This is a genomic window from Sulfolobales archaeon, assembly GCA_038897115.1.
Taxonomy (GTDB): domain Archaea; phylum Thermoproteota; class Thermoprotei_A; order Sulfolobales; family AG1; genus AG1.
In genome coordinates this window covers 1-10,313 of record JAWAXC010000076.1, presented here as the reverse complement: position 1 = coordinate 10,313, position 10,313 = coordinate 1, and the positions used below count along the sequence as shown (strand labels likewise).

9 protein-coding genes are annotated in these 10,313 nt (G+C 44.7%); 4 read left to right on the top strand and 5 right to left on the bottom strand.

What is annotated here, in order from left to right; all coding sequences use genetic code 11:
- The 4 genes from QXE01_09405 to QXE01_09390 all read right to left on the bottom strand — a co-directional run.
- Positions 1 to 605: orotidine 5'-phosphate decarboxylase / HUMPS family protein (locus tag QXE01_09405; protein MEM4971455.1), on the bottom strand; the 605-nt coding region annotated here is incomplete at its 3' end.
- 98 nt (positions 606 to 703) lie between these two features.
- Positions 704 to 2,506, bottom strand: a complete 1,803-nt coding sequence (locus QXE01_09400; GenBank protein MEM4971454.1) for an ATP-dependent DNA ligase — start codon at positions 2,504 to 2,506, stop codon at positions 704 to 706.
- 54 nt (positions 2,507 to 2,560) lie between these two features.
- A complete protein-coding gene (locus QXE01_09395; protein ID MEM4971453.1) occupies positions 2,561 to 3,583 on the bottom strand; it encodes a hypothetical protein in 1,023 nt (340 codons plus the stop codon).
- A gap of 268 nt (positions 3,584 to 3,851) precedes the next feature.
- Positions 3,852 to 5,369: a DUF2139 domain-containing protein gene (locus tag QXE01_09390; protein ID MEM4971452.1), complete on the bottom strand. Its 1,518-nt coding sequence runs from the start codon at positions 5,367 to 5,369 to the stop codon at positions 3,852 to 3,854.
- Between the two features lie 61 nt (positions 5,370 to 5,430).
- Between QXE01_09390 and QXE01_09385 the strand changes: the two genes are divergently transcribed.
- The 4 genes from QXE01_09385 to QXE01_09370 all read left to right on the top strand — a co-directional run bounded on the left by QXE01_09385 (position 5,431) and on the right by QXE01_09370 (position 9,256).
- Entirely contained in the window at positions 5,431 to 6,720 is a 1,290-nt protein-coding gene (locus tag QXE01_09385; protein MEM4971451.1) for a hypothetical protein, read from the top strand.
- 83 nt (positions 6,721 to 6,803) lie between these two features.
- Positions 6,804 to 7,769: an aspartate carbamoyltransferase gene (gene pyrB, locus QXE01_09380; GenBank protein ID MEM4971450.1), complete on the top strand. Its 966-nt coding sequence runs from the start codon at positions 6,804 to 6,806 to the stop codon at positions 7,767 to 7,769.
- 5 nt (positions 7,770 to 7,774) lie between these two features.
- Entirely contained in the window at positions 7,775 to 8,257 is a 483-nt protein-coding gene (locus QXE01_09375; protein ID MEM4971449.1) for an aspartate carbamoyltransferase regulatory subunit, read from the top strand.
- The gene (locus tag QXE01_09370) at positions 8,258 to 9,256 is read left to right on the top strand and encodes a hypothetical protein (protein MEM4971448.1); all 999 of its coding nucleotides are present in this window, start codon (positions 8,258 to 8,260) and stop codon (positions 9,254 to 9,256) included.
- Between the two features lie 4 nt (positions 9,257 to 9,260).
- On the opposite strand, the gene QXE01_09365 is transcribed toward QXE01_09370, so the two are convergent.
- Positions 9,261 to 10,313: tRNA-dihydrouridine synthase (locus QXE01_09365; protein ID MEM4971447.1), on the bottom strand; the 1,053-nt coding region annotated here is incomplete at its 5' end.

The window sequence follows — 10,313 nt, the reverse complement described above, 5'->3', positions numbered from 1 at the left end:
ATAATTATTATAGATGCCCCGATGCTAGCCATCCTCTTTATAGATTCGCCTCTTATCCCCCCAGCCACAGCTACTCTGAAGCCTCTCTCCACAGCCTCTCTAACGACTTTTTCAAGCACGTCAACGGTTATGCCTCTCCTCCTCTGTACATCAACCCCTACGTGTATAACCAATATATCTGGATCTAGGCTCCTCAGCTCCTCAGCCCTTTTCAAAGGATCCTGGACATGGATCATATCAACCCAGGCTGACACACCAAGATCCCTGGCCCTCGAAATAGTCTCCTGGATAACCTCATCACTAGATAGCGCGAGAACACTCATGGCGTCTCCACCGGCGTTTGCAACGATCTCAGCTTCTAGGCCTCCAGCATCGGCTGTTTTTGTATCTACCATAACTATGGAACCTTCTGCTGACCCCTTTATCCTGGAGATCGCTGTTGATCCATGCGCCTTTAAAAGGGGTGTTCCAACCTCTACTATGTCGAAGCCTACTTTAGCTGCGTCTCTAGCGATCCTTGATGCAAGATCTAGATCCACTATGTCCAGGGCGATCTGTAGAAGAGGGCCTTGAGAGATCTTTTTAAGAAGATCTTCCCTAGGCATTATAGGCCCATATAGAGAGAGGCACTCGAAAAATTTATCTATCATATATTAGCGATAGCAAATATCGGAGAGAGCTATTTGGGATAGCTATGTAGTAGCTATGGCTGCTCCACACCCTCCTCTGAGATCTTCTTCAGCTGCCTTATATACATCTCGAGGAGCTCCTTCTCTGTAGTGGCGTCCTCAGGCCTTTTATCAGGCCTCCACCTTATGAACCTAGGGAATCTTATGGATACACCTGCCCCTTTTCTTACAGCGTCTTTACAACATGTATGCAGAGGTGAGAGGGTTAGCTCTGCACCTATGACCTCCATTACCAGCTGTGGAACTACCCAGACATCTGGCTCTATATCTGATACAACTCTGGGATGCCTATGGTTTATGATTAGGGGTTGGAGCATCTTGTTCATCTCAGCTAGATCCTGATCCGTGAATCCTGTGCCAACCTTGCAGACTGTTTTGAAAACATCGCTCTGAGGATCGTAAGCTGCTAGAAGCACCGTTCCGAAGAGGCCAGCCCTCCTACCCCTACCATAGAATGCTCCTACAACAACTAGGTCAACGCTATCTATCATCTCGCTCTTATAATCCCTCTTATACTTGATCCAGAGCCAACCTCTTGCACCAGCTTGGTATATGGCCTTCTGATGTATAGCCTTTACAACGATGCCTTCACACCCGTCTTCAAGAGCTTTTAGGAAGAATCTATCGAGCTCCTCTGGATCATCTGTGACTATGTAATTTGCTATTGAGAAGCTCTGGCTCTGCTCAACAATCCTCTCCAGAATCTCCCTCCTCTGTGGTAGAGGAGCACCAGTTAGATCTTGCCCATCTACGTAGAGAGCGTCGAAGAGTCTGACAACAACGGGGTATTTCTTAGCTATATCGCTTACATCGTGCTTCCTCTTTCTATGCATAAGCTCTTGGAAGGGTCTCATATCACCTGTCTCAGGATCTATCGCTACTATCTCCCCCTCCACTATAGCCTCTCTAGCCTTAACATGCTTCCTAACCATCTCAACAACATCGGGGTATTGATGGGTTATGTTTTCCAGCCTTCTCGAGAATATATATACCTGATCGCCTTTCTTATGGATTTGTGCCCTCTCACCGTCATATTTATACTCAGCAATAGCCTTCCCACCAACCTTCTCTAGAATCTCCCTAGCATTGTCCAGCCTCTCAGCTAGCATAGGTCTAATAGGTATCCCCACCTCGGGTTTAAGCTCTTTAAGCGCTTCAATACCTTCTCTGGCAAGTATAGATGCTATGTTTCCTAGATCTGCTCTCAGGTTATATGCCCTCTCAACAATAGATCTCATAGCATCGCTTCCACCAAACGCTATTGCAAGAGCATCCATTATAGTTGCATCCCCCACTCCCAGCCTTAGGTTTCCCTCAACAAGCCTCACTATATATTTAGCCTCCTTGGGAGAGGCGTCTTGGAGAAGCGATACCAGGATCTTTATCTTAAGATCCCTAGAGCCCTCACCAACAAGCCTAGCAACTTTTACCAATGAGTTGTAAACCTCGGAAACGCTTAGCTTCCTAGCCTGCCTACCCATAAAAGCTGTTAGCCCTCCTCCCTGTGTTCTTTTAACAGCCTTGAGATGCTCTACAACCCTTCCAAGATCCCCATGTTTTTTATAGAGCCTCTCAACCTCAGCCTCTGGAACCGAAAGGGATAGGGAGATCGCTTTGATCAGGAGCTTCTCACCAACACCCAGCTCGGGCTCTCCCCTCCACTGGGGCCATAGCTCGCCTTGGACTAGATAGACAACTTTATCTATATCCTCTGGATCAGCTTTTTTGAATAGATCCGTGAGTATAGCTGTCAGCTGAAGCCTACTACTAGTTGTCTCAAGCCTCTCAAATACCTCTGCAAGTGTTTCAAATAGCATGGCCCTACCATATATATGATTCATTTTGGGCTCTATATATTAGCTAGAGAGCTATCAAAGACTATAAGATCTTCTCCTCAATAAATCCAAAGCCTTCCCAAGATCTTCATACCGGATCTTAGCTATCCCAAGCGATGCATGGCCCCCTATACTAATAGCTATCCCTTCTTCCCTGAGGATTCTAACCACTTTATAGGCTTTCCTAGGATATTTAATTATTAATAGGAGATGGCTATCATCTCTACTCCTCACACATAGGATAACTGGGGCTTTTAACCTTCTATAGATAGCTGACGCGAGCGCGCTAGCCCCCCTCTCCCTCCACTTATCCCTTGCATCAACATATCTGAATATCCCCAGCTTCTGGGATGATATAGCTAGCATATTAGCCTCATCCCTTATCCTCTTCTCAGCCTCCTCAGCTATTCTCATTATCTCCCCCATAGATTCGCCTATAAGCGGGTGTTGAAGGGGTGTTGGAGAGGATATCCACTCCACAGCCCTCCTCCACAGGCTAGGATCTCTCCTATATGTGAGTGCCTTAGAAATGCTGGAGACCGTCTTGAGCAGGCTAGACATCTCCTTTGGAACCCTTGCACCTCGATCCATGAGATCTACAGCATCTACAAAAGATCTTAGCCTTTCACTAGGGCTATACCCTATAGCAATCACCCTATCGAGAGCTATCCTCGAGGCTGGTACATAGCCTATGAGGGGCTCATCAACAATCCCATAGAGGATCTCTATATATTCGTGGGAGGATACATGGTGATCTATATATATTATCTTAGCATATCTGCACCTCTCCCTATACCCCTTGATCTTCTCTATTATAGGATTTATTATTGGTATATCTAGAACAACAACAACATCGTAGCAGGGGATCTCAGCGAATCTAAGGGAAAGCCTATAAGGCTCTGAAGGTTCAAGATCAAGTATTGCCTCACCTTTAATAGGATATATCTTTCCATATCTCTGAGAACTCATTATAACAGCAGAGGCTACTATTCCATCAGCATCCCAATCTCCAAACACAACTATCCTTGGAAGATCGCTATTGGATCTTGCACCCCCCATTGGCGAATCCCTTCACATTAGCTCCGAAGAAAATATGTTACATTCCTTAATAGATTCTAGCCCCTTGATACTCTAGAGAAGAGGGTTTTAAGCCGCAAACTAATTATTATTACTATTACCCCGTTATATATTAGATCGGCTTCCACCTTGATCTTAAATCTAAAAGGCTAAACCCTCTATTGTTAGAAGAAAGTCTATAACTCGATCCTGGTTGTCTAGCCATCGCTAGAGCCCTTAAACTCTTTAAAGACTGTTGAAATAGACCATTCTATCCTAGGTCGAGAGCTATGTATATGTTAGCCTTCTCATCAACCTCTTCCAGCTCCATAGATACTATATTTCTATATGAGCTAAGATCTATACTGTTTTTCCCAGAATTGATTCTATAGCTATCAACACCCAGAAAGCTTGGGGGAAGTGAAGCATCATACTCATAGATCCTCAGCATATTCCCCTTACCAGCGTATATATTCAGCAGAGCTCTCTTCACAGATGTGAGCGGTATTCCTCCCCACCTCTCTTGCCTCACATCGCTTCCCCTAACCTTTATTACAAAGCTAGATCTACATGTGTTAAGCAGTGAGTCGGCATTGATTATTAGAAGACTTCTCTCCCCAAGATCTAGTGGTGTAGCGTCTCCCCCACCTGTATTTGGTGCGGTATTAACGCCTAGGATCATCTTCTCCCCCACGCTTTCCAGAGAGGTGACTCTAGCCCCGAGAGGACATAGGATCCTTATTGTGGGAGGTGTTAGATAGAGTAGAAGGGTAGGTGCTGCTGGGGTGTTAAAGCTTCTAGCAAAGACCCTCTCCTCCTCGCTTTTAGGCCTTAACACACCATGTGTATATGAGTTAAAGGGCACCACTATGCCACCTCCGAGTGGAGTATAGGAGGTTCTTAGAGGTCCATAATCGCTTGGCGGTAGATCGAAGAGCCTTATAAAGTATAGATCCTCCCCCTCCTTCTCCCACGGCTCCCAAACTATATAGCCTCCCCTAACAAATGTTAAGATCCTCCCATATAGAGGTGCTACCACACCCACACCAGCTTTTCTAAAGCCAGCTCCGTCAACAGAGATCTTCCTTCTATCCCCAGGGATCCTATAGATCCACTTCTTATCAATCAGATCTAGACACTGCAGCCCTTTAAAACCCTCAAACCCCTCGGATATATCGAAGCACGCTTGATCCCCTAGAAGGGCTCCCTTAAGGCTTGGCCTATCGCTAAGCCTTATAGAGGTTCCATCGAGACTCACTGAGTATACCCCGAGATTTTGGGAGCCATCGGCTCTAGAGACTAGGAGCCTCTGCTCAACAGGATCATATAGTATATTGGAAATCTCCCCAACCCATGTATCCCTATTGCCAGCGCTTTCCTTCCAGATGATCCTAATCTCTAGATTGTCTATGTCGAAATAGTGTAGATGTGAGTACTTAGAGCTGAAGTCGATCCTTCTATCGCTAGGTATAAACCTGATCGGTGCATGGACCCATCCGCCGAAGAATATCTTATTATCGATTGCATCAGAAGCGTTATAGGTATCCCCGCCAGATCTAGGGGGTGGACCTACAAGATTTAGATCGTATTCTTTATATAGATCTCTAGATATGAAATACGCCCTTGCCTCAAAGGATAGCATAAAGTAGAGAAATCCTCTATGATATCTAAGACCAAAGATCCCTCCGGAGCCCCATTCTGGAGAATATTGAGGTCTAAATCTATATTGTTTAAGATCCTCAATCACCATTAGAGCATCACATCCCCCAGCACTATATTCTAACATCATATTATATGGATCTCTTATAAAGCTATATAATATTCTAGAAAAATAGAGGTTGGTGGGTCTCATGAGAATAGCTGTCTTTACAGTAGCATCGCCTCTATCCGATATTCAGAGGAGATTTGCTGAAGAGATGTATGAGGAGGTCAGAAAAACCCTCTCACCAATAGGGGATATACTTGAATTCGCACCCCTCATAACAAGTGCTGATCAGGCCGAGCAGATGGCATCTAGATATAGGGACTGGGTAGATGGCGGGATAGTTGTTGTGTGGAGCGGTGGAACAGATAGGATGATCTATAGGATTGGTTTAGAGCTTAGAAAACCGATTCTGGTATATGCACATCCAGCCCATAACTCCCTAGCCTCTGTGAGGGAGGCTATAGCAGCTCTGAGAAATAGCGGTGTAGAGATCTCTGTTGGATATGGAGAGGTTGGGGAGATATATGAGAGGGTCTCACCATTCCTAAGCGCTCTACGTGCTAGCGTTATGCTCACAAGATCCAGGTTTGCCCAGATAGGAGAGCAGGAGCCGTGGATACTTATTAGAAGAACCCCTGAGCAGCTGAGGAGCAGATTTGGCCTTGATATGGTTAAGATCAGGTGGGAGGAGATGCTTGGCATAGCTATGAATGCAGATAGAAAAGCTGTAGCTGATAAGGTTGCCGAGCTGAAGGCGATGTTCGGTAAGGTTGAAAGGAGTGATGAGGATCTAGAGAAGGCTGTGAGGATATATATGGGTATAAAGGAGGTTGTAAAGAAATACTCTGTTTCATCAGCAGCTGTTGAGGCGAGAGATATGTTAGATCCCTCGTTAAGGGATTGGGGACCCTATCTAGGGGTTGCGCTATTAAGTGATGAAGGAATCCCATCTGACTATGAGGGGGAGCACGATGCCGTCATAACCAAGCTTATGATCTACTATATGACTGGTAAGGCTTCTTTCATGGCTAACCTAACTAGGATAGATAGTGCTAGAAACACAGCTGTCTTCTCACACTGCACAGTTCCAATATCGATGATAGATCCCAAGAGATCCGTGCTACTCTCCTACTATGAGACAGATAGAACCGTGGCTATCCGTGGAAGGCTAAGAGAGGGCGAGAGAGTGACATTTGCCAGGCTAGGAGGAAAAGATCTCGATAAGATATTCTTTGGAACTGGTGTGATAGTGAATGGCGATCTCGGTAGAAAGGATCTCTGTAGAACACAGATAGAGGTTAAGATAGATGGTTCTGTAAGAGATCTCATAGATAAGGCTCTTGGCAACCACATTGTAGTTGTATATGGAGATCTTAGAGAGCATATGAGGTATTTCGCTAAGATAAAGTCTCTAGAGGCTATAGAAATCACATAGGTATTATATTTCTTCGAGAGGATCTGATGAATCATACGCTAGCTAGAGCTTTTTAACCTCTAAGCACTACATAGAGTGGGCTTTTGCTAGAACCTAGATATGGAGAGATCCTTCAATACAATAATCTAAGGGGAAAGGATATTATATCTGCCAGAGACTTATCTAGAGAAGATTTAGAAGCAATATTTAGAGTAGCGGATAGCTATGAGGAAAACCCAAGCACATATAGAGATCTATTGAAGGGAAAGACTGTAGCCTTAATATTTGTAGAGCCCTCTACAAGGACCTATCATAGCTTTGAAAAGGCATCGAGGATCCTTGGATGTGAGGTAATAGGGATTAGAGATCCATCTATATCATCAATGGCTAAAGGTGAGAATCTATATGACACTATAAAAATGATCGAATCCTATGGTGCAGATCTAATAGTACTTAGACATCCCAGCAGAGGAGCAGCTCTATATGCTGCGGAAATCAGCAGAGTACCAGTGATCAATGGAGGTGATGGGAGTAGGGAGCACCCTACACAAGCTATCTTAGATCTATATACTATATATAGAAAAAGGGGATCTATTGATGGGTTGAGAATAGGTTTTCTAGGTGATCTCAGATTCTCTAGAACAGTTTCTTCTCTAAGCTATGCTCTAACACTTTTTAGAGACGTAGAGATCTACTATATAGCTCCACCAATGCTACAAATCAGGAGGGAAGTTGAGGTTTATCTCGAATTAAGAGGAGTTAAATATACCAAGATCACGGATATAGGATCTGCTGCTAATGCGTTAAGAAATATAGATGTTCTCTATGTCACAAGGCTTCAAAAAGAGAGATTCCCAGATCCGGGGGAGTATGAGAAGCTTAGAGGTGCCTACACAGTTACCCCAGAGATTTTGAGGATTGCTAGAAGCGATGTAGGGATAATGCATCCTTTACCAAGGGTTGACGAGCTATCCCCAGAGCTAGATGGAACTCCAAACGCCTGGTACTTCGACCAGGCTAGATGGGGGGTTAATGTGAGGGTAGCTCTGATAAGCCTTATACTGGGGTGAGCTCTTTGGAGGAGCACCTGCTTGTTAGGAAGATAGATATGGGCACAGTTATAGATCATATACCACCATGGAAAGCTGAAAATGTGTTAAGACTACTAGAGCTTGATAAGATAAAACGGTCTGAGTACTCCCTAATAGTTCTTCACAACGTTCCCAGCAGAAAATATGGTAGAAAGGATATGATAAAGATATACAGGCATCATATATCTCACGATGAGGCCGACATAATATGCCTTGTATATCCAACAATCACCGTTAACTATATAAGGGATTGGAGGGTTGAGAAATACAAACCAAAGATCCCCGAGAAGATAGTGGGTAGAATTAGATGTCCAGAGCCAACTTGTATCAGCAACTCACCTAGAGAGCCGATTAAATCTAGGTTTAGAGTGATTGGGGAGCTAAGAGCTATACAGTGTGAGTACTGCGATACCATGGTGGAGTTTGAGAGGATGGCGGATCTAGTTATCAGGAGAGAGGGGTCTTAGATGTCTAGAAAATATGATAAGAGCCATCGGAGAGTAGATCCCCATGTACATTGTAGGGATTGGAATGAAAGCTATAAGGCAACAATAGGCGATGTTGTGAGGAAGGCGCTCTCTAAGGGGATAGGAGCTGTGTTTGACATGCCAAACACTGATCCCCCACTGCTAGGTTTAGAAGAGGCTAGGAAGAGGCTTAGAACGGCTGAGCAGCAGGGGGTTCTTCAACACTATTTTCTATATATGGCAGCAACACCTAATGAGAAACAATTAGAGGAGGCTGTAAAGGCCTATGAGGAGATATATAGGGTTGTTGGGATGAAGCTATATACAGCCCCTATGAGGGGTCTCGAAGCAAAGGGTGTAGAAGAGCAGCTTCTAATATATAAGACCCTAGCATCTCTTGGCTATAGAGGGGTTCTAGCGATTCACTGCGAGAAATACGATCTACTGTCAGAGGATCTCTGGGATCCCCATAGACCATATACATGGAATATCGCCCGACCCCCAAAAGCTGAGGTTGAGTGTGTGAGGCAACAGCTTCACCTAGCTAGAGAGGCTGGTTTTAGAGGAACCCTATATTTTGTCCATATATCCACACCGGAGGCTGTGCTTCTAATCAATAGAGCTAGGGAGGAGGGTGTTAGTGTGGCCTGTGGAGTTACCCCTCATCATCTGATTTTCGACACAGATCATATGAGGAGTCCTGAGAGCGTTGTTCTCAAGGTTAACCCTCCTATAAGAGACAGAATATATGTAGAGGGGTTAAGAAGATCTGTATTATCAGGGCTTATAGACTTTCTAGAAACAGATCACGCGCCTCATTCGCCGTGGGAGAAGGCCGGCCCCCCATACCTCTCTGGTATTAGGAGTCTCGATATATATGACAAGGCATTAGATATGCTCATAAGCATGGGGGCTGATGAAGACCTTATATATAGAATCACTAGGGGAAATGTGGAATATATATTCAGAAAAATCGAGGATCTACTAAAACACATCTAGCCTATCAAGATCTTTTAAGCCCTTCTAAGAACTCCCTAAAGCTCCTCACACCAATATTCCTCAGATAGCTTCTAAGACCATCTAGAATCTCTCTAAACACTTTAAACCCCTTATAGGCTATCGCACTACATATTTGGAATCCCCTGGCACCTAGCATGGATAGCTCTATAATATCCCTTACAGAATCTATACCACCAACAGCTATTATTGGGACATTAACCTCACCCCTTATATCTGCTAGAACCCTCCTCAGTATCGGCTTCAGAGAAGGCCCTGAGACTCCTCCATATCCTTTGGAGCTGTTGAGGAGAGGCCTTCTAAATACAGGATCATATAGATAGCCCCTAAGAGTATTGATCGCTGTGATCCCATCTGCACCTCCCTCCACAGCTTTTCTAACAACATCTATATAATCTGAATTCGCAGAGATCTTCACAAATACAGGGATCCTCACAACCCTTTTAACACTCCTCACCACATCCCTCACAAGCTCTGGTATATCCTCTACCATTTCGAACTCTGTGTGGGGGCATGATATGTTGAGCTCAATTGCATCCACACCTGCAGCTGAGATCTTCTTAGCAGCCTCAGCATATTCCCCAGGATCTCTTCCAAATATACTTGCTATCACAGGGACGCCTGCCTTCTTAGCATCCATCACTTCTGCTACATATGCATCCACACCTGGGTTTGGGAGGCCAAGGGCGTTTATATATATAGACGGGGGGTCCTCAACCATTACTGGGCCTTTAAACCCTCTTCTAGGTTCCAGCCCTAGGGATTTAGTTACAACAGCTCCCGCACCTTCGAGGGCAAATCTATATAGTATTCTACCTGAAACACCGCATCCTGAGGCATTCATTAGGGGATTAGGCATTACAAGCCCTGAGATCTCTATTGATAGGATGGGATCTGGCTCAACAATTCTCTGGGGCAGTTCTGGTGGAGATCCTTGGGAGCCTGGTATTGGGATTCTCAAGCCACTCCTATCCCTTGTCCAGAAGCCATATTCTGTAGTCACTAGATCTGATGCCTCAATAAAGATCCCTTCAAGACA